This is a genomic window from Spongiactinospora rosea, assembly GCF_003315795.1.
Taxonomy (GTDB): Bacteria; Actinomycetota; Actinomycetes; order Streptosporangiales; family Streptosporangiaceae; genus Spongiactinospora; species Spongiactinospora rosea.
In genome coordinates this window covers 177978-199366 of sequence record NZ_QMEY01000015.1, presented here as the reverse complement: position 1 = coordinate 199366, position 21389 = coordinate 177978, and the positions used below count along the sequence as shown (strand labels likewise).

The window sequence follows — 21389 nt, the reverse complement described above, 5'->3', positions numbered from 1 at the left end:
CCTGACCAGCGGGGCTTTGCCGTCATTTCCCGGCGTTGGGTGGTGGAGCGGACCTTGGCCTGGCTGACCGCCTGCCGCCGCCTGGCCCGCGACTACGAACGCGACCCCACGGTCTCCGAAGCTCTCATCCGCTGGGCGGCCATCGGCGGCATGGCCCGGCGTCTCACCCGGGGCGGACCCGCACGACGGCAACCCCGCTACATCTGCCCATGAACCACCCTAAGCGATCTTCTCAAACACGCTCTGAGGGGTCACTCCGTTAAGCCTCCCAACGAACCACGACATCTTGTGTCGTGTATTGCTGCAAAGCTTTCAATGCGCGCCGACCGGTTGGTCTCGGTGATCCTGCTTCTGCGGTAGTGCGGTCGGCTGTCCGCAGTCGGCGCCCCGGTCTCTGCCGAACGCGGCCCACGGCGGGATCGCGTTGCTGCCCGGTTTCCAGACCGACCTCACCGGGCTGAACCACGACGAAGCGTTCGTCCTGCTGGTCGCCGGATCACGGCGTGGCGCGCAGGCATTCGGCCTCGGCTCGGGACTGCTTCGGCCATGCTCAGTGGCCGACGCCCCACCCGAAGGCCATCGAGACATCTCGGCCCGTTTCTGTCGTATTCCGGTGGTACCCCATCAGGGCTGGGTGGTTTCCATTGAGGCGTCCAGTCATCGACCCCAACGTTCGCCCTTACTGGAGCCTCGAAGGTGGACCAGTACGTGGCGGCGGAGGCGTTCGCGGCGAGCAACGGGTCATCCTGGCGCTGGCCGATGAGCCGGCTGCAGGCACCATCGAGGGGATGTTGGCCAGGTCGGACTTGGAGCTGGGTGTGGAGACATTGGCGGGGCGACGGCCGACGACACCGATGAGGCGTCGTGGCCGTGGTTGACGGAGCTGGTGGTGGCATGGTCGCTCCGGGGGAGTGGGAGATCTTGGCGCCCGATGACCGCCTGGTGGGGGGCTGGATGCCGGCGGGAATCCGGTCTATCCGGGTTTCCGCCGTGCGATCGAGGCGATCCGCCCGCGATGTGCTTTGGCGTTCAGCCGTTCTGACGGGCCTTGAGGGGCCCGGCCGGTCAGGTGTCGGTCCGCTGGTCGGGGTCGCGCAGAATGCGGCTGTTCGCGGCTGTCAGGACCCGGCTGTGGCGTGGTCGCGGTGGGCGCGGATCTCGTCGTGGTGGTCGGAGGCCCAGCCGATCAGTTGTTTGACGATGTCGAGCAGGCCGCGGCTGAGGGGGGTGAGGGTGTACTCCACGCGCGGCGGGACCTCCGCGTAGGCCGTGCGGGTGATCAGCCCGTCCTGCTGAAGCTGGCGCAGGGTGTGACTGAGCATGCGCTGAGAGATGCCGGAGACATCGTGCTGCAGGTCGGTGTAGCGCAAGGCGCCGTCCGCTAGGGCCGCGATGATCAGCATGCTCCACTTGTCGCCGACCCCGTCCAGGATCTGGCGGATGAAGGCCATCTGATCGGCCGGGATCGCCGCGCACGGCCCCCGGCTCGCGGCGGCCGCGGATCCACCTGCGTGCTCCATGACGCACATTCCCTTCCGTGACGCACAGCGATGTGCCTTTTGTAAGCCTCTCCATGCTGTCCTATCTTGACGTTACGCACAAATAGTAGGAATCGAAGGGGGTGTCATGAAGGTCGAGATCTGGTGCGGGGTGGGTGGTCATCGCCTGGAGCGAGCCGTCGAGCGGTTCGGGCACGGCGAGCACGTAGAGGTGGCCCACCGGTCCTTCCCGCTCGGCAGCGGCTTCCCCGAGGGCTCTACCTTCACCGTGCGTGACGCTCTGCAAGTTCGGTACGGCATGGGCGGCGGTCAGGTCGAGGTCTCGGCCCGGCGGACAGAAGCGCTGGCCGAGAGCGGGGCGGTCTTCCGCACCTACTTCGGCCGGGCCGAGCCCGTCTTCTCGCTGGAGGACCTGCTGACGCTCGCCGGCGAGCGAGGCCTGGACCGTGAGCGGACTCGCCGGGCGGCGCTTACGGCAGCAGGTCCTCCACGACGCCCGCCACGCGCAGGACAGCGACAGCGTGCTGCAGCTCCTGCGCAAAGTCTGGGATAAGGCCTATCCGGTCACCTTCGCCCTAAGCGGCCACGCCCCTGCCCGCGGCTCCGACGGCTGCACCGCCCCCTCCGCAAGCTCCTGACCTCATACTTGATGGAAAGTGAACTGATCATGCCTACTCTCGCCATCGTCGGCGCCGGCCCCGGCATGGGCCTCGCCATCGCCCGCACTTTCGGCGCCCAGGGCTACGATGTCGCTCTCATCGCCCGCAACCGAGCCAAGCTCGACGACCTCGTCGGCCGGCTCACCGCAGAGGGCATCACCGCCGCCGCGTTCCCGGCGGACGTGCTCGACCACGACGCGCTGACCCAGGCCCTCAAGGACGCCGCCGCTCACTTCGGCGGCATCGATGTCCTGGAGCACTCCCCGGCTCCGAGTATCGGCTCCCTGACCCTCGCCTCCCCGTCCGAGAGCAGCCCTTCCGATGTGCAGGCGCTGATCGACTTGCTGCTCTACAGCGCCATCACCGCCACCCGGGCCGTCCTCCCCGCGATGCGTGAGGCCGGCGCGGGCACCCTGCTCTACACCAACGGAGGCGGCTCGGTCGATCCCCACCCGGTGCTCGGCAACGTCAACGCCGCCCAGGCAGCGCTGCGCAACTGGGTGCTCAACCTGCACAAGGAACTGGCCGGCACCGGTATCCAGGCCGCACACGTCGCCATCGGTGTGTGGATCGGCGCGGGCGGCCCTCCCGGAGCCCCGACCGCGGAGGCCGAGGAGATCGCCCCTCTCTATTGGGACCTGCACACCCAACGCGACGAAGTCGAGCGTGTCTTCACCGTCTGACGGCTCCCAGCTTTCCTCCTTGCATCCTGATCTGTTCGATTCCCATCCGCTGCGGCGTTCGTGAGGTGCGACCGGCTCGGCTGGACCGCCGACTGCCCAGCTCCCAGAGTCCTTCAGCGTCGATAGGGGCGATCGCCCCGGCCTCACTGCCCCAGCGGACCATCGAACGGATGGGCAACTCCGCGCCACCTTGGTGATCTACTTTGTAAAGGCGCGCCGCACTTAGTTGATCAGTGGGTACGGCAGTGAGACCTCGGTGACCTTAACGATTAACGTGCTGGAGTCGCGCATCGCTCCGGTGAGGGGTTGCCCTGGTCGCCGCGCCGCCATGATCGCTCATGTCCGGGGTAAGTCCCTTAGCCTGCGGTGGGCCCGGGGCGGCCGGGCGTCACACCGAGTCGATGCCCGGCGCCAGCATCGCGGGCACGGGCGCTCCCTCGACGTCACCTTGCCCGCAGATGGGCGGCCAGGGCGGCGGCGATGCCGAGGGGACGCCGAAAGATGCCAATCAGGAGCCCGAGCGCGCCCGCACCGGGGCGGGTCCCGGATGAGTTCGGCGCGGCCGGAGCCCACCAGAGGCAGCGACAGTGAGATCGCGAAGACAGCGTGGGGCGTTGAACATGATTCCTCTACAAGAAAAGAGGTGCGGTTGTCGGACGGCTGAGAGATCAGCTCTGTCGCGACGGGGATGAAGCGCGGGTATGGGCGGCAGGACTGGAGAGGTGATCGGTGGCGGTCCGCCGCCGGGACGGGGCCAGGAAGGTCCAGACGACCAGTGCGATCAGGGCGCAGAGGGCGGCAATTGACCACAGGGCGACGTGCCAGGCGTCGGTGAACAGGGCGGCATGCCGGGCTCGGTCTGGGCCGGTGAGGTCTCCTGCGGCGATTCGGGTGGCGAGTCCGGCGGCCCCGATCCATGACTGGAGCAGGGTGATCAGGCCGGTGCCGAAGGTTGTCATGATCAAGGTGGAGCCGCCGGCGCGGATGGTGTTGAGCAGGCCGGTGGCCATCCCGATGCGGTCGGGTTCGATCTGGTCGAGGGCCTGGGCGTCGGCGATGCCGGCTCCCAGCCCCAGGCCGATGCCGATAGTGGCCAGCGGGCCGAGGAGCTCCGGGGCGGTGATGGCGGGGTGCAGCACGGTGAGCCAGGCGTTGCCGCCCGCGATCAGCAGCAGGCTGAGGGTGATGAGGGTTCGGGGCGGGATGCCGCGGTTGATCAGCCTGGCGGCGACCTGTGGCAGGAGGAGGACGGGGGCGGTCAGCATCAGCATGCTCAGGCCTGCCGACCGGGCCGAGGAGCTGCCCGCGCCTTGTAGGTAGATGGGCAGGTAGACCTCCACTCCGGCGGGCCCGGCGGTGACGAACAAGCCGGCCAGCGACCAGGCCATGAACCGGCGGTCGCGCAGCAGGCTCAGGTCGAGCACCGGATGGGAACTGTGGTGTTCGATCAGTGTGAAGGCCGCCAGCAGGAGCGTTCCGGCGATGACGGGTGCGAGTACTCGCGGGTCGCCCCACCCGGCCCCGGCGGCCTGGTTGATCCCGAACATGATCAGCGCGAGAGCGCCGATGAGGGTCAAGGTGCCGGGAACGTCGATCCTGCGCCGGTCGGCCGCCCGGGATTCCGGCATGAACCACGTGGCCGCGTACAACAGGATGCCCACGGTGGCGAAGGCGGCGAACGTGGTCCGCCAGCCGAGCGAGTCCACCAGGGCGCCGGACAAGGTGGGGCCGGCGGCCAGGCCGATGCCGGCGGTGGTGCCCATGGCCGCGAACGCCCGGGTGCGGGCCGTCCCGGTGAAGGTGGCGCCGAGGATCGCGCCGCCTCCGGCCATCACGCCGGCCGCGCCCACTCCCGACAGGGTTCTGGCCGTGTTCAGCAGCAGGATGTCACCGGCCAGGGCGCTGATCCCGGCTCCGGCGGTGTAGAGGACGGCGCCGGCGGCGAAGATGCGGCGACGTCCGAACAGGTCGCCCAGCGAGCCGGCCACCAGCATCAGCGACGAGGCGGCGAGGAAGTAGCCGACCAGTACCCACTGCAGGGCCGGGCCGGACGTGTGCAGGTCGGTCCCGATCCGCGGCAGCGCGACGGTCGTGCCGGACATCAGCATCGGCAGTGCGAGGTAGCCCAGCAAGACTGCGGCCAAGGTCACGGTGGGTCGGCCCGGGCGTGGGTGGGCGGGGGCCGCTGGCCCGCGTTCTTCGCTCATGGCAGGGGTCTTCCGTCGAGCCTGGCCGAGGCCTTGCCGGGCACCGCTTGGTCGGCTTGGGTGGGGAAGTCGCCGGGGGCGCTGGGGGTGAGGTCGGTGGCCGCCTCAAGGCGTCGTACGGCGTGGTCGGGCGGGGTGAGGTCCGGGGCGCGAAGGGTGTCTTGGGGTTGCGCCGCGTTTCTGGCGTCCAGGGTGGGGGGCACGGTGGCCGATCGTGTCCGGGGCCAGGGGATGGCCACTTGCGCGGAGGTGGCGTCGAGTTCGTGGGCGGTCTCCCGTACCGCCTGGGGGACGGCGTGCTCGGGGGCTCCGAGGGAGCGCGGGCCGGCTTGCGGTCCGCCGGCGGAGGTGGACGTGCCGGACGGGACGCCGTGGGCGTGCGGTCCCCGGGCGGGGACCGTCAGGCCGAGTGTCTGGGCCATGGGCGGCGGTTCGCGTTCGATGTCGCGGTCCTGCAGGTCCCCGAATGGGGTCCGGCTGTGCCGCTCGGCCAGGGTGTTGGCCTGCGTGGTCCCTCAGGCCGGCGCGTCGGACCTGCCGGTGTGGAGGATCTTCCCGGCGGGGACGGCGTCGTCTGGCGCCCGTAGCCGGTTTCACAGGTCGACCCAGTACAGGTCGAGATGGTCGGTACGCGGCCGGCGCAGGCCGGCTTCCAGGGGCAGGGTGGGGTTCTTGCGGTGGCTGTCCGCGGCGTTGGGGGCGCTGTGGAAGTCGGCGCCTCTGCGTACAGGTCCAGGATGCGGCGGGCCTTCTGGGGGAGGGCGCCGGTCTCCTCCTCACCGGAGGTCCTCGCGCGAGGGAAGACCTCTGGGACCCGTGGTCCGGTACGGCCGGGCAGCCGGTGTCGCAGGTTCATGCGCCCACTGCCTGACCGGTTTCCTGGCGCAGCGGCCGCAGTGCCTGTGACCAGGCGATGACCTCGTCGAGCAGTTCGTTCAGGGTCGGCTCCTGGTGCGGGCCGGGGGCGATGGTGCCGGGCTCGGCGGGGTCGGTGATGTCGAAGTCGGTGAAGGCCGACAGCGCGACCTGGGTGCGTACGTTGGCGACCTGGAGTTCGGTCATGATGTGCCGTAGGTGTTCGACGGCGCGCACGCCGCCGTGGACGCCGTGGCTGACGAACCCGGCGGCCTTGTTGTTCCACTCGGCGTACAGGAAGTCGATGGCGTTCTTCAGCGCGGCGGGGGCCGAGTGGTTGTACTCGGGGGTGACGAACACGAACCCGTCGAAGGAGGCGATGGTCTCGGCCCACCGGTTGGTGTGCGGGTGTCGGTAGTCGCCGAACAGGGCGGGCAGCGGCTCGTCCAGTACCGGCAGGCCGTGTTCGGCCAGGTCGACGACCTCGAAGGCGGCCTGGCCCGCGGTGACGGCGGGGTGGTGGGCGGCGACTTCGGCGACCCAGCGGGCCGCTACGGCGGTCCGGCGCCGTGGGCGGGTGCTGCCGATGACAATGGCGATCTTGATCATGCGTGGTTCTCCTCGTAAGGGGCCGCCTGTGTGCGGCATGAGGTAAAGTACAACGTGTATGGCAAATAGTAAAACGCTCACTGCAAACTTGTTGAAGGACCCCGGATGAGCACGGAAGACAGCACGACGCCCCGCCCTCGCCGAGGGCTGACCGGAAAGCGGCAGGCGATCCTGGACGGCGCCCTGACGGTGTTCGCCCGCGACGGTTACACCCGTGCCAGCGTGGATGCGATCTCGTCCGGGGCAGGAGTGTCCACCCGGACCATTTACAACCACTTCACCGACAAGGCCGAACTGTTCCGTGTCGTGATCCAGGAAAGCGCCAGACAGGCCGCCGACATCCAGGTCGCGATCATCGACCGCCACCTGCGCAAGGTCACCGACGTGGAGAGCGACCTCATCGATTTCGGACGGGACTGGGTGACACCGAGGCCCGACAGCGCCGTCCACTTCGCCCTGGTCAGACAGATCAACGCCGAAGCGGACCACATCCCCCAGGAAGCCGTCGACACCTGGCAGGAGACCGGACCACGGCGGGTCCGCCGCGAACTGGCCGCCCACCTGCGGCGGTTGGCGGGCCGAGGAATGCTCCGCATCGACGACCCCGACCGCGCGGCGCTACACCTGCTCCTGCTGATCTCGGCCGGGTTGCCGACGCCTCACACCACCCTGTCCGATGAGGAGATCACCGAGACGGTCACGGCGGGCGTCCACGCCTTCCTGTACGGTCACCTGCACCGCATCAGCACGCCCGGACACGAGTGACACCTGACGCAGCCGCTGACGCGAGCCGTAGAGGGCCCCTTGCGCAGCCATCGAGCTGGGATCGGGGTCCGCTGGCCGCCGACCTCAGACTCCACGTCCCGAGACCTGGCATGTACTTCGCCGCCGCGCCGCGCTGCTGCGTCGGCCGGACTGGGAGGCCGGCAGCGAGGATGCCACGGCTCTGCCGGGTCCTCGCCGGTCGCGGTGCTCGGCGACGACGGCCGCTACCACCTGCGCCTCGGTACGCGGTATTCCTGCGCCGAGGTGTGGCGGGGACGGAAGCGGCCACCGGCCATTGAGGAGTTCGACGCCCGCCACACCTGCGCCGAAGTCACCGGGCAGCGGCAAGGCGAATACGCCCAAGCCCGCACCGCCCGCGACGGAACAGAGGGCCGATGCGTCTATGGACGTCTTCAGCGCCATGGCCGAGAGCCGCATGGCCGCCCGACGGACGCTGTCGCTGCTGCACAAGCAGCGTGCAGCCGCTCCGCGAGGGTCGGTCAGCCGAACCGCAGGACGAACCGCCCGCGAACGCCGCGTCGTTCGAGCGAGCGGTGCGCGTCGGCGGTTCGGGAGGCCGGTAGTTCGCCGGCCACGCGGACGGTGAGCCGTCCTTCAGCGGCGAGTTCGGCGAGCCGGTCGAGCTCGGCCGCGGCCTCGACGTAGTCGCGGACGAAGATCGGCGCGACGTGGACCCGGCCGGTCCCGTCGCCCTGGTAACCGCGGAGGGTGACGACGGTGCCGCCGTCCTTGACGGCGGGGAGCACGGCGGCCTCCAGCACGGCGGCGTCGACGAGCCCGTCGACGCCGTCCGGGTGGTGGCGGCGGACCATGGCGGCGAAGTCGTCCCCCCGTGGCACGACCTCGTCGGCTCCGCACTCGCGGACGAAGGTCTCGTCCTGTGGGGCGGCGTCGGCGACGACGACCAGCCCGGCCTGCTTGGCGAGCTGGACGAAGTACCCGCCGACGGTGCCGGCGGCGCCGGTGACGGCGACCGTCGCGCCGGACGGGAGCGCCAGCGTGTCGAGTGCGAGCCGGGCGGTGAGCCCGTTCATCGGGATGGTGGCGGCCTGAACGTCCGAGAGCCCGGCCGGGATCTTCGCGACCGAGCGCGCCGGTACGACCAGGTCCGCCCGGTAGCCGCCGTGCTCGCCGGAGGGCACCACGATGGCCATGACGGCGTCCCCGATCGCGAACGGGCGGTCGACGGCGGGGCCGATCTCGGTGATCACGCCGGCGATCTCCATGCCCGGCACCCGCACCGTGTCCGCCTCGTCCTGCCGTGGACGAGAACGGATCATTGCGTCGGCCGGGTTCACCGTGGCGCTGGTGACCCGGATCCTGACCTGACCGGGACCGATCGTTTCGGCCGCCAGATCGAGCTCGCCGAGAGCGTCCGGTCCGCCTGGTCGTGTCACTCCGATTGCTTGGACCATGGTCGTTCGTACTCCTTGTTCGTTGCTGCCCGGGTGGTGTGATGGGCAGGACTTACCGCGCCGCTGACATCGGCCGCGGCGTGTGCTCACCCCATTCCGGCTACGCGGACGTGGGGGCCTGAACGCCTTTGAGCAGCAGGCTGCACACCTCGTCGAGCTCGGCGCCGATGCCGGGGTTCTGCCATTCGGCGGCATGGGCGATGTGGTGGAACTTGGCGGTGGCGTTGAAGACCACGCGGGCGGTGGCCTCCGCGTCGTCGGTGCGGAGGCTGCCGTCGGCGGCGCCGTCGGCGATGATGTCCGTCAGCTGGCCCAAGAGGTCGGCGACGTGGTCGGTGGCGACGCTGCTGTGCGCGGCCGCGAGGATTCCATAGGCGGCGAACAGTTCCGGGTCCTCGCGGATCTTGGCCTGCTTCACGGTCAGGACGGCGTGCAGCCAGGTACGTAGTCGCTGCACGGGCGGAACCGCGCTGTCGGCGGCGGCGACGGCGAGGGCGTCGCGGTTACGGTCGAGCCAGCGCCGGGTCACGGCCTCGCGCAGCGCCTGCTTGGAGGGGAAGTGCTTGTAGACGGCGGCGTGGCTGACCCCGAGTGCCCGGGCGACGTCGACGACGGTCGCCTTGTCCGGTCCGTGGCGGCGCAGGATCTCCTCGGTGGCGGCCAGGATGACGTTCGCGTCCAGCGGGGTTCGGGCGGGCATCAGCGCCTGCCGCGCGTTCGCCCGCCGTCCAGGAGCGCGAGCAGGTCGGCGCCGAGTGTTCTCTGCTCCATGCGAGGAACACTAAGCAAGCTGGTAACAGATGTCAAAACTTGTAACCTGATACCTTGGCCGCTATGGGTCCAGGGTGTGCAGCCGCCGCCGGTCGCGCGGGAAGCCTCATCCTGGGCTCGTGGAAGAGCGGCGAATCGGGTGGCGTTTCACGGCCGCGCCGCGAGCTCCTCGCCGCGTGCGGGGCAGGTCGGAGCACCAGCGGGCACGCCGTACTTGCCTGAGGAGATCATCTCGCCCTGACCTGCGAGAAGGGACCAGGAACCCTCTGCCGTACGAGGGATGCGTCCTGCTGGTGCCGGCCAGCACGACACCGAGCCGCGCGCATGGCTGCGCCCCTTCCGGAGGCGCAGCGGACGTTGTCGGCCGGGTGTCGCGCTGTCGGCAGGCCGCTCACGGCGGCGCATTCGTCTCCGTCACAGATGCGGGCGGAGGTGCAGGACGTGACCGATCCTCCGGCAGGGCTTCGAGGAGCAGGATCAGAGCCGGATGCCCTTGATGATCTTCGTCAGCCCCGGCACGAGAGGCGGGCTCGCCATCACGGTGACGACGACTCCCGGGCGCTCGACCCAGCCCGTGTACACACCGGCCCCCAGCGCGCCGTCACCCTTCTGGCGGAGCACCCGGCGATCGCCGACCTTCGTGGTGGTCGTGTCACCGGAGAAGGATCCGATGTTGAACGGCGCGTTCTTGAGCTGCGCCAACGAGGTCGCCTTCGGCCAGCACACCACCCTGACCCACAGCGCCCGGTGCCGGCGGCTCGCGTCGTCGCGGTCGTCGGACCACTGGTAGCCGTACTCGACGATGCCGTCGTGCTTGTTGACGATGACCTGCCCGTACGTGAAGCCCTTCGGGATGTGGTCGACGCGGACCCCCTTGATCGCTGTCGCGCCTCTCGCGGGCTTGTCGACCTTGTCGGCCGACGAGCGCCGCACCTCTGCCTTGGAGGGGGCGGGACAGCTCGGACGCTCCGCCGCCTGCGCGGGGAGGGCCACGAGGGTCGCGACAAGGGGGAGCACGGCCAGGGCGGCAAGTTTCCGAATCTTGTTCATGTCGGGGTTGGATGCGCCCGGATCGAGAAAGGTTCGGAAATCTTTGGAGTTCCGCCTGCCGGAACGTAGGCCAGACGGCCCGCTCCGGTGCGCCTCGAGGATGGGGGCGCTCGAAATCAGTGATGCGCAAATGGGGATTTGGGCGAAACTTCGTCCGTGATGAGCGCATCAAACCAAGCGTGTTGATAGAAGGAGACCCTCAGCGGCTCGGTCGCTACTGGCTGGCCGGGCGGCTCGGCGCCGGCGGCCAGGGCGTGGTGTACGAGGCCTACACCGAGGACGGCCGCCGGGTGGCGATCAAGGTGCTGCACGGCGATCAGGTGGCCCAGCTCGGCCGGGAGGCGGCGGCCGCCCAGCGGGTGGCCTCGTTCTGCACCGCGCCGATCATCGAAGCCGAGCTGGAGGGCCCGCGCCCCTACATCGTCAGCGAGTACGTGGAAGGCCCGAGCCTGCGCACGGCGGGCAGGATCTTCGCGGGTGATGACCTGCACCGCCTGGCCACCGCCATCGCGACGGCACTGACCGCCATCCACGACGCCGGGGTGATCCACCGCGACCTCAAGCCCGACAACGTGCTGCTGGGCCCGGACGGTCCCCGCGTGATCGACTTCGGCATCGCCAGGACCGCCGAGATGTCGCTCACCGCGACCGGCGTGGTGAGCGGCACGCCCACCTACATGGCCCCCGAGGTGTTCATCGGCCAGCGGGCGGACGCCTCGGCGGACGTGTTCGCCTGGGGAGCCGTCGTCGTCTTCGCCGCCACCGGCCGTGATCCTTTCCACGCCGAGAGCCTGGGAAGCGTCATGCACCAGGTGCTGTCCGCCACTCCCGACCTGTCCGCGCTGCCCAGGACGCTGCGCCGGTTGGTCTCCTCGGCACTGGCCAAGGAGCCGGCCCAGCGGCCGACCGCCCGCGAGCTGCTGCTGGCGCTGGTCAGCGGCGACGGCGACCTCGACACCTCCCGCCTGCTCGCCCAGGGCGGCCACCGGGCCGCCGGGATCGGCGCGCGGGGGCACGATCCCGCGCTCGGCACGCTGGCCGAGCAGGCGTACACGATGCTCGATCCGGCCGAGCGCGAGCTGGCCCCCGAGGTGTTCCTGCGCCTGGTGACCGTGGACGAGGAGGGCGAGCTGTCGGTCCGGCACGCCGAGCTGGCCGAGCTCGTCGAGGGGCGGGCGCCGCACGAGGTGGCCGCCGTACGGAGGATCCTCGCCGCGTTCGGCTACCTCCTGGCCAGGCAGGACAGCGGCGTACGGCTGGCCAGGCCGGCGCTGCCCCAGGCCTGGCCGCGTTACCGCCGGTGGATCGAGACCAACCGCGACGGCCTGGCCGTACACCGGCAGATCCTCGCCGCGGCGCGACGCTGGGAGGCGGCGGGACGCCGGGACGGCGACCTGTTCCAGGGCAGCAGCCTGGAGAACGCGTTGCAGTGGGCGGCCACCGCCCGCCGCGACATCACCCTGTCGCCCATCGAACGTGATTTCCTGTCCGCGGCGGCCGTCCTGGCCAGGCGCAGGGCCAGGCGGACCCGGCTGGCCTCGCTGAGCCTGGGCGGGCTGCTGGTGATCGCGCTGGTGGCCGGCGGGCTGGCCGTACAGCAGAGCGCGGTGGCCGATGACCGGGCCGAGCAGATCGCCAGGCAGCTGACCAGGTCGGAGGCGGCCAGGCTGGCGGCGGTGGCGGCCACGACCCGCGGGAGCGACCCGCACCAGGCGATGCTGGCGAGTGTGGCGGCCTGGCGGCTGGACGGCACGCCGGCCACCAGGGCGGCCTTGGTGGCCTCACTGGCGCAGCGCGAGACGGCGATGTTCCGCGACCCGTCGGCCGCGGGCGACACGGTACGGACGCTCGGCGCCGACGGCCGGACGCTGATCAGCGCCGATTCCACTGCGACGCGCGTGTGGGACGTGCGGAACGGCCGGCTCCTGCGGACGCTCGGCGCCCGGTCGGCCGAGCCGATGGACAGCGTGACGCTGAGCCCGTCGGGCAGGGTGCTGGTGATCGTGACGGCCAGGCGCGCCGCCGCGGTGGACCTCCTCAGCGGCAGGCTGATCAGCGACCACGCCTTCCCCACTGCCAAGGATTTCCTGGACGAGCGGGTCGACGTGGCGTTCGAGCGCGAAGGTTCCGTCCTGCTGGAGGAGGCCGACCGGCGTACCCGCTGGGACCTGCGAACCGGCGCCGCCCAGGAGCTCGGGCCCGCCCCTGCGGGCACGTTCAGCCGGGACGGGGTCTGGCGGGCCGCGCGGCGCGGTCGCCATCTGGAGCTGACCGACCTGAGGACGGGGGCGAAGGACTTCATCGGCGACACGGACGGCGCCGGCACCCAGGGCACCTGGAACGGTGGCGCGGCCGTGTTCGGCGCCGGCCTCGTCGCGACGGTGACATCGCGGTCCGTCCAGTTCTGGCGCAGGGCGGACACGCAACTGCTCACCACGGTCCAGATACGGGGGGACGGTGAGGCGGTGCAGGGGGCCTTCGACGGAAGCACGTTCCGCTACCTGCTGGGCGACCAGGTCTTCTCGGTGAACGTGGCCGACCTGACCACCACGGACGACGATCACTTTGCGGGCACGGCGGCGCTGAGCGGCGACGGGCGGCTCGTGGTCCGCGACGGCGCGCTGTGGGCCGTCGGCGGGCGGAAGGCCGGCGCGTTGCCAGAGGCGGAGCATGCGGTATTCAGCCCGGACTCCCGTTTCGTCGCCACCTACGGGCCCGGGGTGCGGATCGTGGACACCGCCTCGGCCGCCGTCCAGGGCACGCTGCGCACGTCCGCTGTCCAGGCGGCCTTCTCTCCCGACGGCGCCAGGCTGGCCGTGGTCACCGAGAAGGGCGGGGTCGAGCTGTGGGACCGGCGGGCCAGGCGGCGCGTGTGGTCGGCTGATGCGGGCGCGGCGAAATACGCGGCCTTCTCCTCCGACGGGCGGACGCTGGTGGTGGCGGGCGATCGCCTGCACCTGCTGGAGACGGCCGGCGGCAAGGCGTTGGGGTCGGCGTTCGGCGGCGGCGGCAGGAACGCCGAGGGGGTGCGCGCGTATTTCACCCGCTCCGGCAAGGCGGTCGTGGTGCTCGACGCGCGGCGGCGGATGACGGTCTGGGACCTGGCCACGCGCCGCAGGCTCGCCACCGCACGCGGGTTCGGCGCTCCCGCGGCCTACTCGCCGCGCGAGGACCTGCTCGCCACCTTTCAGGTGGGGGGCAGGGTGCGGCTCGTCGAGGTGATGTCGGGCACGGACCTGGGCGCGCTGCCCGACCAGGGTGGCGGGCAGGACCCGGAGGTCGGGCAGCCGCTCGACGTGGCGTTCACCGGCGACGGGTCGGCGGTGCTGACCGTGGACGGCAGCGGAGCCGTCAGGCGGCACGCCGTGGGCGGGGAGGCGCTGGCGGCGGCGGTGTGCGCGAAGGCGGGCGGGTTGAACGCGGCCCAGTGGCGGGAGATCGTACCCACACTGCCGTACAGAAAGGCGTGTCCCTAGCCTGGCGATCGTGACGAAGCCGGTACCGCACAGCGCGTCCAGAGCAGGCGCGGTCGCCACGGGTGTGGCCGCGCAGCGCGGCCAGGCGTACGGCGGTCCCCTCTGGCGAACGAGCGGCTCGATCCGGTTCCCCGGTTCTGCCGTGACGCCGGCCGATCCCGGCAGAATCGGCTTGGGACACCCCGGTCGCCGCGGTATCCGCTGCGAGCGTCCGGCTCTCGGGGTGTTCACGAGTGGGTCCGACGTGGGAGGAAGGGCAGCGTAAAAGATCGCTTCCCGGACGAGGAACGGCCGTTTCCCGATCCTCCACGGCCTACAGCGGGACGTCGGCCGTCGTGCGGACGCCGGCGGAGCATCGGAAAGTGCACCGATGTCGTCGAGGGACGGGCCGAGCTCGCCGTAGATGAGCACCCGGCGGATGCGTGCGACGTCCGGATTCGGCAAGTGCGCGCCGGTGCGCTGTCGGCCATGGCCGAACCGGTTCCTTTGATCGGCCGCCGATCGACTTGAGTTCGCCTATGGGCGAACTTCTAGCGTCGACGCCATGACACAAGACGATTTCAGCGGGCGGCTCCGGATCGCCGTGGTGGTCGGCAGCGTGCGCAGGCCCAGGCTGGCCGATCCGCTGGCCGCGTGGCTGGAGCGCGAGCTCGGCGCGATCGACTGGCTCGAACTCGACATGATCGATCTGGCTGCGGTCTCGCTGCCGATGCACGAGATGCAGCCGGGGGGCGCGGTCCCGTCCCCGATCGGGAGCCGGCTCGCGAACGCCGACGCATTCGTGTTCCTCACTCCGGAGTACAACCACAGCTTCCCGGCACCGGTGAAGAACGCGATCGACTGGCACTTCACCGAATGGGCGTACAAACCGGTCGCGTTCGTCGGATACGGCGCCTCCGGCGGCATCAGAGCCGTCGAGCAACTGCGGACGGTCCTCCCGGAGCTGCGGGCGACCACGGTGCGTGAGTCGGTACTGCTGCCGATGGCGTGGGAGCACCTTGACGCCGACGGCCGTTTCGTTCCTCCGCCGGGCACGGTGCACGCGCTGCACACGATGATGAACGAGCTGCGCACATGGGCCCGCGCGTTGCGCCCGCTCCGGGCGGCGGATCCGGCCGGTCGGGCATGAGCGGGCTGACAGGTCCGGAGCTGCGCGCCGCGAGCGTGCTGGCCTCCGGCGGGTTGATGGCGGTCCTGGACGCCACGATCGTCGCGGTGGCCTTGCCGCAGCTCATGACGGTGTTCGGCGCATCGCTGACCGCCGCCCAATGGATCATCACCGCGTACACGCTCGCGATGGTCGCGACGATGCCGCTCGCCGCCGGACTCGCCGGACGATGGGGAGCCCGCCGCGTGTATCTGGGGGCGCTGGCCGGTTTCGCGGTCGCCTCCGCCGCCGCGGGCATGGCCGGCGACCTGGGCTGGCTGCTCGCCGCACGAGCGGCGCAGGGCCTCAGCGCCGGCCTGATGACACCTTTGGCGATGGCGATCGGGTTCGGTGCGGTGGCCGCCGAGCGCCGCGGCCGGATGATGGCGGTCACCGGCCTGCCGCTGCTGGTCGGACCGATCCTGGGCCCCGCACTGGGCGCGCTGCTCTTGGGCACCGGGTCGTGGCGGGCGTTGTTCTTCATCACCGTGCCGCTGGCGCTGCTGGGCGTCGCAGGCACGCTGGCCTGGCTGCCAGGCGATGCCGCACCTCGGCGGCCGGGCCGGCTCGACCTGGCCGGAGCCATGCTGCTGGTGCCGGGCATCGTGATGGTGGCGTACGGCATCAGCGCCCAAGACGGCCCGGCCTGGGTGCGGATCGCCACGGCCCTCCTCGGTGCGGTGCTGGTCGCGGTGTTCTCGGCTCGGGCGCTGGCCCATCCTGAACCGCTGTTGCGGATCACCCTCCTGCGGAACCCGACGTTCGGCCGGGGCGTCGCGGTTCTTTCCCTGTACGCGGCTCCCTACTTCGGTTCGGCCTTGCTGATCCCCGCCTATGTGCAGATCCTGCGCGCGGACGGCGCGTCGGTGACGGCCGCGTTGATGGTTCCCGGCGCGGTCGGCATGGGCGTCAGCCTGCAGGTCGCCGCCCGGTTGCTGGAACGGCTCGGTCCCCGGCCGGTCGTCGGCACCGGGCTCGGCGTCGCGATCGGTTCCGGCCTCCTACAGGTGGTCGTTCTCCGGCCGGACACTTCCTACCTGGTGCTCGGCGTGCTCGGATTTCTCCAGGGAGCGGGCACCGGCGCGATCACGATGCCGACGATATCCAGCTCCAGCCGCGATCTCAACGGCTCCGATCTGGCCTCCGGCTCCGCGCTGTTGTCGCTGGTGACCACGATCGCCAACGGCATGGGCACCGTGGCGGTCAGCGTGCTGTTCACGGTGCTGGCCGCCACGATGACCGGCGGCGGGTCGCTCGCGGCCCTGGCCGGCCTGGGAACGGCGGACAGAGCCGCCGAGGTGGTCACCATCGTGGACGCCCTGCGCCTCACTCAGGTTGCGGGCCTCATCATCATGTCGTTCGCCCTGGTCGTACGGTTGCGTTCCCCGGGCCGGAGCTCGGGGATACTGGATCGGCGGGATTCATCGGCGAAGGCGGGAGGTGTGCGATGACCGTCACCGACCGCCCCGGCTTCGAGACGAGCCAGGCCCTGCTCACGGTCGGTCAGGTGGCCAGAGCCGCCGGGGTGACGGCCAACGCCGTTCGCTTCTACGAGCGCTACGGTGTCATCAGCGGTTACCGGAGCAGCGGCAACGCCCGCCGCTTCACCGTCGACGCGATCTGCCGCATCAAACTCGCCCTCGCCGCGCAGCGGGTGGGAATCACGCTCAAGGAGAGCGCCGACATCCTCGCCGGCATCCCGCCCCTCTCACACGATCTGGACGAGTGGGCCGGCGCGGGTGAAAAGCTCGTCCGGATCGGCCACGCCCGCATCGCCCGGCTTCAGGCGACCGTGAGCGAACTGGCCACCCTCGACTTCCTCCAGCGGGACACCCCGGAGGGCCGGCCTCGCCGTTGATCCCATTCGGGGAAGCGATCAGCGCGCGACACTCGCCATGATCGCGGCATCCGGGTTCCGCGTTCTCTGGCCGAGGCGCGGCGATCTCGTTTCTTGATCCTCACAGGTGACAGCCCGCCGAGCCCCGTCCGCTCGCACCCGTACTTCTGGCCTGACCCACGCGGCCCCTTCCTCGCACGGCCACCTGCCCGGCGTCATCGCACACCACCGGCAGACGACGTCCGTCCACCTCATCCCACCAGACACGGCAGGGAAACATCATGCACACTCTGCACGGCAAGGCCGCCCTCGTCACCGGCGCAAGCAGGGGGATCGGCCACTGGCTGGACGCCTCAGGAGGGACCCTGCTGTAACGGGCCCCTGTCATCCGGCCCGCGGCGAGCCACAAGAGTGGGAGGCGAGCCGGCGGAACGCCTGTGAACTCCGACCTCCCTCGGGCGAACGCCGCCAATCCGAGAGTGTAAATGGCGGAGGGCGTGAATGAAAAACTCCACAGCGGCCCAGGGCTCCATGGCGGCACTACCGCAAGAAAGGGAACCGCCGGACCGGCACGATGAAGGTGCCGGAATTACCGGGGGAGATCAGTCCGTGCGAGGGTGAGGCGAGGACACCGGCCCAGTGAACGGACCGCCGACCTCTTGACGCCTCGGGCACGACGCCGGCATGGCGAACGGCCCGCCAGGGCGCCGCGCGGATTCAATGCCGGATCAGGCCGCCGACCGGGACGGGATCGACGTGGCCGGTCGCCGGAAGGGTCCGGGCGAGGGTGAGGCCGATGTCGACCAGCGATGATCGGCGCAGGCCGGGAACGTCGGTGATCGGGGTCCAGGCCGATTCGGCGATCTCGCCGTCCGGTTCGGCCCGCGGCCGGCCGCCGGTCATGCGGACCTGGTAGAAGACGCCGATGTTCTGGTGTTCGGTGCCGGCGCGGGCGACGGCGGCCGGGATCACCCGGGAGTCCACGCCCAGCAGGCGTTCGACGACGGCGTCGCAGCCGGTCTCCTCGGCGACCTCCCGCACGACGGCGTCGAACGGGTCCTCGCCGTGCTCGACCCTGCCGCCGGGAAGCGTCCAGGTGGATTCGCCCTGCGGCGATACGTGCCGGGCGAGGAGCACCCGCCCGCCCTCGACGCACACGGCGTACGCCGCCAGCCGGAAACTCACTCCCACGCCTCCCTTGACGCATCGGCACCCGGCTACACCCTAAGGTCCGCCTCCAGCAGGCCGCGCCACGCGGTAAAACCACGCACTTATTGAGTTTTCAATGTTTCGGCGTACGCCGCCATCCGGATCAAAACCATCACGCGCCAGAAAGGAAGGAAATAGGCTGCCCGAATGGGTGACGACTTATTCGACCTCCCGCAGGCCGGTGAACACCTTCGTGGCGTCATGATCGGGCCGCCGGTGGGCGGCTACATCGCGCTGTGGGACGAGCACGACGTCGGTTTCTGGCGGCTGTCCGGCTCACCGCCCAGCATGCTGGGGGCGGGGGCGATGATCCGGATGGGCGATGAGACCGGCCGTTACCGCGAACTCGGTCTGCTCAACGAGGAGTCCGGCCTGCTGGTGCTGCGGGATCGGGATCAGGGGCCGGAGGCGACGCCGGTGGTCCAGCTCGTCCCGCTCACACCGGTCACGATGGAGGAGGCGAAGGCCGAGTCCCTTGAGGACGACATCAGCGTGGCGCGGTGGCTGGGCGACATCGCCTTCGCCGCCGCCACTCGGGGCGAGTGGCTGGCGATTCACCCGGGCAGTTGGCAGGGGCCCTTCGAGCCGATCGTCGTGGTCGAGCTGTTGCGCGACGCGGGCGGTAGGTGGTCCTCGGCGGTACGCGCGACGCCGGTGCCCTATGGAGCGGAGTTCTGGAGCGACCATACGGTGGGGGACGACTGGGCGGCTCAGCAGATCGCGACGGCGGCCAGCTCCAAGGCGTTGATGGACAGCGGGATCATGGCCGTCGCGGCGTTCCTGTCGTGGGGGATCCATCCGCTCATGCTGGGCATGACGTTCGGGCCGAACCCGCATGGACCTTGGTCGGAGCTGGTTTAAGAAAATCAAGACCAACCTCTTCAAAGTTGAGGTATTCTCTGGGATATCTTTGAGATATGACAGAGCAGGCGATGGACTGGCAGGAACTCACGAACCTGACCGGGGGCCGGCCGTTCGTCGTCGAGCGGGTGCGCCTGGCAGAGGGCGGCATCGCGATCGAGGGTGAGTTCGAGCTGCCGCAACTGGCTCAGCTCACGGTCGAGGACCAGGTCTTCGTCACGGCGTTCGTACGGTGCCACGGCTCCATCAAGCAGATGGAACGGATCTTCGGGGTGAGCTACCCGACGATCAAGTCACGACTGAACCGGATCACCCGGGCGCTCGACTTCGTGGAGACCGATCCGGCGCCGTCGCGGGCCGACATCATCGATCGGCTGCGCCGCGGCGAGATCACCGCGCAGCAGGCCCTGTCCGAGATGGAGGCGCTGACGTGATGCCGCGGTCGGCGGCCTTACAGGTGAAACGCGCCGGCCGCCGGGCCGTCCGGATCTGGATCCCGGTCCTTCCCGCGCTGCTGGCGCTCTCACCGATCGTGCTCCTGGTCGTCCTGGGGGCGGTCGTGGCCTGCCTGGTGTACCGCATCGACGTGGTGCGGGCCCTCGGCGCGGGCCGGCGCGTCTTCTTCGCGTCGCCCGGCACCCGGTTCGACATCGAGTACGGCGGCACGGCCGTGCTCGTGGCCATCCGATAAGAGAGGTCGCGATGAGCGAACAGCGCAAGGACATCCTCGACATGCCGGCCGAGGGCAAGATCACCGCGACGGAGGCCGAACGGCTCATCACCGCGCTCGACCGGGGCCGGCCGCCGGTGGCGGCCGGCCCGGTCGTGCGGCCGAAGGGCAGGGCGAAATACCTGCGGGTGGTGATGGAGTTCCTTGAGGACGGCGACGCGGGCCGGCTCAACATGCGGATCCCGCTGCAACTGCTGCGGGCGGGCGTACAGCTGGCGGCCCTGGTCCCGCCGCAGGCACTGGCCCGGGCCAACGCCGAGCTGAACAGATCGGGCGTGCCGCTCGACCTGACGCAGCTCAAGCCCGAACACCTGGAAGCCCTCGTGGAGCACCTGGACGAGGCGATCGTGGAGCTTGAGCAGTCCGACGGCCACCTGCGCGTCTTCTGCGAGTAGACGCCCCCCGCGCGCGCACCGCTGCGCGCCGTTAACCTGGCCGCATGCGCCTGGAGTGGATCACGAGCCTCAGAGCCACCCGTACGTTCACGCCCGACGACGTCTCCCAGGACCAGATGACCGCGGTCCTGGAGGCGGCGCGATGGGCCGGGTCGGCGCGCAACCGGCAGCCGTGGCGGTTCGCCGTGGTACGCGACCGCGCCCTCCTGCGCGAGCTGAGCGCGCTCGGCGCCTACGCCGGGCACCTGGCGGGGGCGCCGGTGGCGGTCCTGCTGGCCGTGGACGCCACGTTGAGCACCCAGGACGCCGAGTTCGACGCGGGACGGGCCGCCCAGAACCTCATGCTCGCCGCCCACATGCTCGGCCTCGGCTCCTGCCCCGTCTCCTTCTTCCCCGCGGGCAACGCCGAGACCGCCACCAGGCTCGCCGGGTTCCGGGAGCCGTGGCACGTCCGTACGGGCATCTCGCTCGGCCACCCGGCGCCCGCCGCCAAGGGCACCCCCGCCATCCCCCAGGGCAGGCTCCCGCTGGGCGACCTGGTCATCGACCTGCCCTGACCGGCGCGATGACGCTCACGACGATGAGCCGGGCGGGGTGCGGCCCCGGCTCTCCACCGCCGGGTCGTGGCCGGCGACGTGGGTGGTGACCGCGCCGGTCCGGCCTCGTCGCCGGTCGCGACCCCGAGCAGGTGACGCACCTCGGGCGAGGGAGCGGGCTACTCCGCGTAGGGCTGGTCCTTTCCCCGGGCGCTGTGGCCGAGGCTCCAGATGTAGCCGTCCGGGTCGGCGAAGGTGCCGCCGTACCCGCCCCACGGCAGGGCGCCGGCGGGCTTGAGAATCGTGGCGCCGGCCTTCTCGGCCTCCGCCATGACCTCGTCGACCCGCGCCTCGCTGCGGACGACGTAGGTCAGCACCAGCCCGCTGAAGCCGCTGCCCGCCGCATCCGTGCCCACCTGCTCGGCCAGCCCCTCACGGCCGTAGAAGCCGACGGGCGAGGCGCCGTCGGACTCGAAGAACACCGAGATGCCGTAGTCGTTCTTGATCTTCCAGCCCAGCCCCTCGGTGTAGAACCGCTTGGCCCGGTCCATGTCCTGGACGCCGAGAAGGATCGAGCTGACGTGCGCTTTCATGCCTTGCTCCCTGTGCGTTGGGTCGGTACGTGCCGGCCGGCCGGATGTACGGCTGTCACATCGGCGCGTAT

At 70.6% G+C, this 21389-nt stretch carries 22 protein-coding genes and 1 pseudogene; 14 read left to right on the top strand and 9 right to left on the bottom strand.

What is annotated here, in order from left to right:
• The coding region (locus DP939_RS29315; RefSeq protein ID WP_147268187.1) for a transposase at positions 1 to 213 on the top strand (213 nt) is incomplete at its 5' end.
• Positions 214 to 369: 156 nt separating this feature from the next.
• A pseudogene (locus DP939_RS48115) lies at positions 370 to 595 on the top strand (DNA-binding transcriptional regulator); the annotation flags it as partial.
• Between the two features lie 523 nt (positions 596 to 1118).
• Here DP939_RS48115 and DP939_RS29305 read toward each other — a convergent pair.
• Positions 1119 to 1520, bottom strand: a complete 402-nt coding sequence (locus tag DP939_RS29305; RefSeq protein WP_199565491.1) for a winged helix-turn-helix transcriptional regulator — start codon at positions 1518 to 1520, stop codon at positions 1119 to 1121.
• Positions 1521 to 1626: 106 nt separating this feature from the next.
• Between DP939_RS29305 and DP939_RS29300 the strand changes: the two genes are divergently transcribed.
• Complete coding sequence (locus DP939_RS29300) at positions 1627 to 2052, top strand: thioredoxin domain-containing protein (RefSeq protein WP_199565490.1); 426 nt, start codon at positions 1627 to 1629, stop codon at positions 2050 to 2052.
• 114 nt (positions 2053 to 2166) lie between these two features.
• On the top strand, positions 2167 to 2841 hold the full coding sequence (locus DP939_RS29295) for an SDR family NAD(P)-dependent oxidoreductase (protein WP_113984051.1): 675 nt from the start codon (positions 2167 to 2169) through the stop codon (positions 2839 to 2841).
• A gap of 668 nt (positions 2842 to 3509) precedes the next feature.
• Here DP939_RS29295 and DP939_RS29290 read toward each other — a convergent pair.
• The 3 genes from DP939_RS29290 to DP939_RS29280 all read right to left on the bottom strand — a co-directional run bounded on the left by DP939_RS29290 (position 3510) and on the right by DP939_RS29280 (position 6512).
• A complete protein-coding gene (locus tag DP939_RS29290) occupies positions 3510 to 4985 on the bottom strand; it encodes an MFS transporter (protein WP_158578746.1) in 1476 nt (491 codons plus the stop codon).
• 59 nt (positions 4986 to 5044) lie between these two features.
• Positions 5045 to 5470: an aldo-keto reductase family protein gene (locus DP939_RS29285; protein WP_113984049.1), complete on the bottom strand. Its 426-nt coding sequence runs from the start codon at positions 5468 to 5470 to the stop codon at positions 5045 to 5047.
• Between the two features lie 430 nt (positions 5471 to 5900).
• Positions 5901 to 6512: an NADPH-dependent FMN reductase gene (locus tag DP939_RS29280; RefSeq protein WP_113984048.1), complete on the bottom strand. Its 612-nt coding sequence runs from the start codon at positions 6510 to 6512 to the stop codon at positions 5901 to 5903.
• A 105-nt stretch (positions 6513 to 6617) separates the two neighbouring features.
• Between DP939_RS29280 and DP939_RS29275 the strand changes: the two genes are divergently transcribed.
• Positions 6618 to 7277 carry a TetR/AcrR family transcriptional regulator gene (locus DP939_RS29275; protein ID WP_113984047.1) on the top strand — a complete coding sequence of 220 codons (660 nt, stop codon included), beginning with the start codon at positions 6618 to 6620 and terminating at the stop codon, positions 7275 to 7277.
• 500 nt (positions 7278 to 7777) lie between these two features.
• Here the strand turns inward: DP939_RS29275 and DP939_RS29270 are convergent, their stop codons facing one another.
• The 3 genes from DP939_RS29270 to DP939_RS29260 form a co-directional block, all read right to left on the bottom strand.
• Positions 7778 to 8695, bottom strand: coding sequence for an NADP-dependent oxidoreductase (locus DP939_RS29270; protein ID WP_225878563.1), 918 nt, complete (start codon positions 8693 to 8695; stop codon positions 7778 to 7780).
• A gap of 118 nt (positions 8696 to 8813) precedes the next feature.
• The gene (locus tag DP939_RS29265) at positions 8814 to 9413 is read right to left on the bottom strand and encodes a TetR family transcriptional regulator (RefSeq protein ID WP_113984045.1); all 600 of its coding nucleotides are present in this window, start codon (positions 9411 to 9413) and stop codon (positions 8814 to 8816) included.
• Between the two features lie 548 nt (positions 9414 to 9961).
• Complete coding sequence (locus DP939_RS29260) at positions 9962 to 10534, bottom strand: hypothetical protein (RefSeq protein ID WP_113984044.1); 573 nt, start codon at positions 10532 to 10534, stop codon at positions 9962 to 9964.
• Positions 10535 to 10713: 179 nt separating this feature from the next.
• Between DP939_RS29260 and DP939_RS29255 the strand changes: the two genes are divergently transcribed.
• The 4 genes from DP939_RS29255 (at position 10714) to DP939_RS29240 (ending at position 17015) form a co-directional block, all read left to right on the top strand.
• On the top strand, positions 10714 to 14010 hold the full coding sequence (locus tag DP939_RS29255) for a WD40 repeat domain-containing serine/threonine protein kinase (RefSeq protein WP_158578745.1): 3297 nt from the start codon (positions 10714 to 10716) through the stop codon (positions 14008 to 14010).
• 544 nt (positions 14011 to 14554) lie between these two features.
• Positions 14555 to 15139 carry an NADPH-dependent FMN reductase gene (locus tag DP939_RS29250; RefSeq protein ID WP_113984042.1) on the top strand — a complete coding sequence of 195 codons (585 nt, stop codon included), beginning with the start codon at positions 14555 to 14557 and terminating at the stop codon, positions 15137 to 15139.
• On the top strand, positions 15136 to 16608 hold the full coding sequence (locus DP939_RS29245; protein WP_113984067.1) for an MFS transporter: 1473 nt from the start codon (positions 15136 to 15138) through the stop codon (positions 16606 to 16608). The genes DP939_RS29250 and DP939_RS29245 overlap by 4 nt, the downstream gene beginning before the upstream one ends.
• Entirely contained in the window at positions 16605 to 17015 is a 411-nt protein-coding gene (locus DP939_RS29240) for a MerR family transcriptional regulator (RefSeq protein WP_113984041.1), read from the top strand. Before DP939_RS29245 ends, DP939_RS29240 begins: the two co-directional genes overlap by 4 nt.
• 696 nt (positions 17016 to 17711) lie before the next feature.
• On the opposite strand, the gene DP939_RS29235 is transcribed toward DP939_RS29240, so the two are convergent.
• The gene (locus DP939_RS29235; protein WP_113984040.1) at positions 17712 to 18179 is read right to left on the bottom strand and encodes an NUDIX hydrolase; all 468 of its coding nucleotides are present in this window, start codon (positions 18177 to 18179) and stop codon (positions 17712 to 17714) included.
• Between the two features lie 171 nt (positions 18180 to 18350).
• On the opposite strand from DP939_RS29235, the gene DP939_RS29230 reads away from it, so the two are divergent.
• Genes DP939_RS29230 through DP939_RS29210 form a run of 5 tightly spaced genes read left to right on the top strand, consistent with a single transcriptional unit; the run spans position 18351 to position 20746 of the window.
• Positions 18351 to 19064 carry a hypothetical protein gene (locus DP939_RS29230; RefSeq protein ID WP_113984039.1) on the top strand — a complete coding sequence of 238 codons (714 nt, stop codon included), beginning with the start codon at positions 18351 to 18353 and terminating at the stop codon, positions 19062 to 19064.
• A gap of 56 nt (positions 19065 to 19120) precedes the next feature.
• On the top strand, positions 19121 to 19498 hold the full coding sequence (locus DP939_RS29225; protein WP_199565489.1) for a DUF2089 domain-containing protein: 378 nt from the start codon (positions 19121 to 19123) through the stop codon (positions 19496 to 19498).
• Positions 19495 to 19755: a hypothetical protein gene (locus DP939_RS29220; protein WP_199565488.1), complete on the top strand. Its 261-nt coding sequence runs from the start codon at positions 19495 to 19497 to the stop codon at positions 19753 to 19755. Before DP939_RS29225 ends, DP939_RS29220 begins: the two co-directional genes overlap by 4 nt.
• Before the next feature lie 11 nt (positions 19756 to 19766).
• A complete protein-coding gene (locus tag DP939_RS29215; protein ID WP_113984036.1) occupies positions 19767 to 20189 on the top strand; it encodes an SHOCT-like domain-containing protein in 423 nt (140 codons plus the stop codon).
• 44 nt (positions 20190 to 20233) lie between these two features.
• Positions 20234 to 20746 carry a nitroreductase family protein gene (locus DP939_RS29210; protein WP_113984035.1) on the top strand — a complete coding sequence of 171 codons (513 nt, stop codon included), beginning with the start codon at positions 20234 to 20236 and terminating at the stop codon, positions 20744 to 20746.
• A 158-nt stretch (positions 20747 to 20904) separates the two neighbouring features.
• Here the strand turns inward: DP939_RS29210 and DP939_RS29205 are convergent, their stop codons facing one another.
• Complete coding sequence (locus DP939_RS29205) at positions 20905 to 21318, bottom strand: VOC family protein (RefSeq protein WP_113984034.1); 414 nt, start codon at positions 21316 to 21318, stop codon at positions 20905 to 20907.
• Positions 21319 to 21389: the final 71 nt, after the last annotated feature.

What these genes read in the sequence shown, in the direction of transcription:
- DP939_RS29305 (WP_199565491.1), bottom strand. Translation starts at nt 1,520, where the DNA reads ATGGAGCACGCAGGTGGATCCGCGGCCGCCGCGAGCCGGGGGCCGTGC.
- DP939_RS29300 (WP_199565490.1), top strand. Translation starts at nt 1,627, where the DNA reads ATGAAGGTCGAGATCTGGTGCGGGGTGGGTGGTCATCGCCTGGAGCGA.
- DP939_RS29295 (WP_113984051.1), top strand. Translation starts at nt 2,167, where the DNA reads ATGCCTACTCTCGCCATCGTCGGCGCCGGCCCCGGCATGGGCCTCGCC.
- DP939_RS29285 (WP_113984049.1), bottom strand. Translation starts at nt 5,470, where the DNA reads ATGGCCCAGACACTCGGCCTGACGGTCCCCGCCCGGGGACCGCACGCC.
- DP939_RS29280 (WP_113984048.1), bottom strand. Translation starts at nt 6,512, where the DNA reads ATGATCAAGATCGCCATTGTCATCGGCAGCACCCGCCCACGGCGCCGG.
- DP939_RS29275 (WP_113984047.1), top strand. Translation starts at nt 6,618, where the DNA reads ATGAGCACGGAAGACAGCACGACGCCCCGCCCTCGCCGAGGGCTGACC.
- DP939_RS29265 (WP_113984045.1), bottom strand. Translation starts at nt 9,413, where the DNA reads ATGCCCGCCCGAACCCCGCTGGACGCGAACGTCATCCTGGCCGCCACC.
- DP939_RS29260 (WP_113984044.1), bottom strand. Translation starts at nt 10,534, where the DNA reads ATGAACAAGATTCGGAAACTTGCCGCCCTGGCCGTGCTCCCCCTTGTC.
- DP939_RS29250 (WP_113984042.1), top strand. Translation starts at nt 14,555, where the DNA reads ATGACACAAGACGATTTCAGCGGGCGGCTCCGGATCGCCGTGGTGGTC.
- DP939_RS29245 (WP_113984067.1), top strand. Translation starts at nt 15,136, where the DNA reads ATGAGCGGGCTGACAGGTCCGGAGCTGCGCGCCGCGAGCGTGCTGGCC.
- DP939_RS29240 (WP_113984041.1), top strand. Translation starts at nt 16,605, where the DNA reads ATGACCGTCACCGACCGCCCCGGCTTCGAGACGAGCCAGGCCCTGCTC.
- DP939_RS29230 (WP_113984039.1), top strand. Translation starts at nt 18,351, where the DNA reads ATGGGTGACGACTTATTCGACCTCCCGCAGGCCGGTGAACACCTTCGT.
- DP939_RS29225 (WP_199565489.1), top strand. Translation starts at nt 19,121, where the DNA reads ATGACAGAGCAGGCGATGGACTGGCAGGAACTCACGAACCTGACCGGG.
- DP939_RS29215 (WP_113984036.1), top strand. Translation starts at nt 19,767, where the DNA reads ATGAGCGAACAGCGCAAGGACATCCTCGACATGCCGGCCGAGGGCAAG.
- DP939_RS29210 (WP_113984035.1), top strand. Translation starts at nt 20,234, where the DNA reads ATGCGCCTGGAGTGGATCACGAGCCTCAGAGCCACCCGTACGTTCACG.
- DP939_RS29205 (WP_113984034.1), bottom strand. Translation starts at nt 21,318, where the DNA reads ATGAAAGCGCACGTCAGCTCGATCCTTCTCGGCGTCCAGGACATGGAC.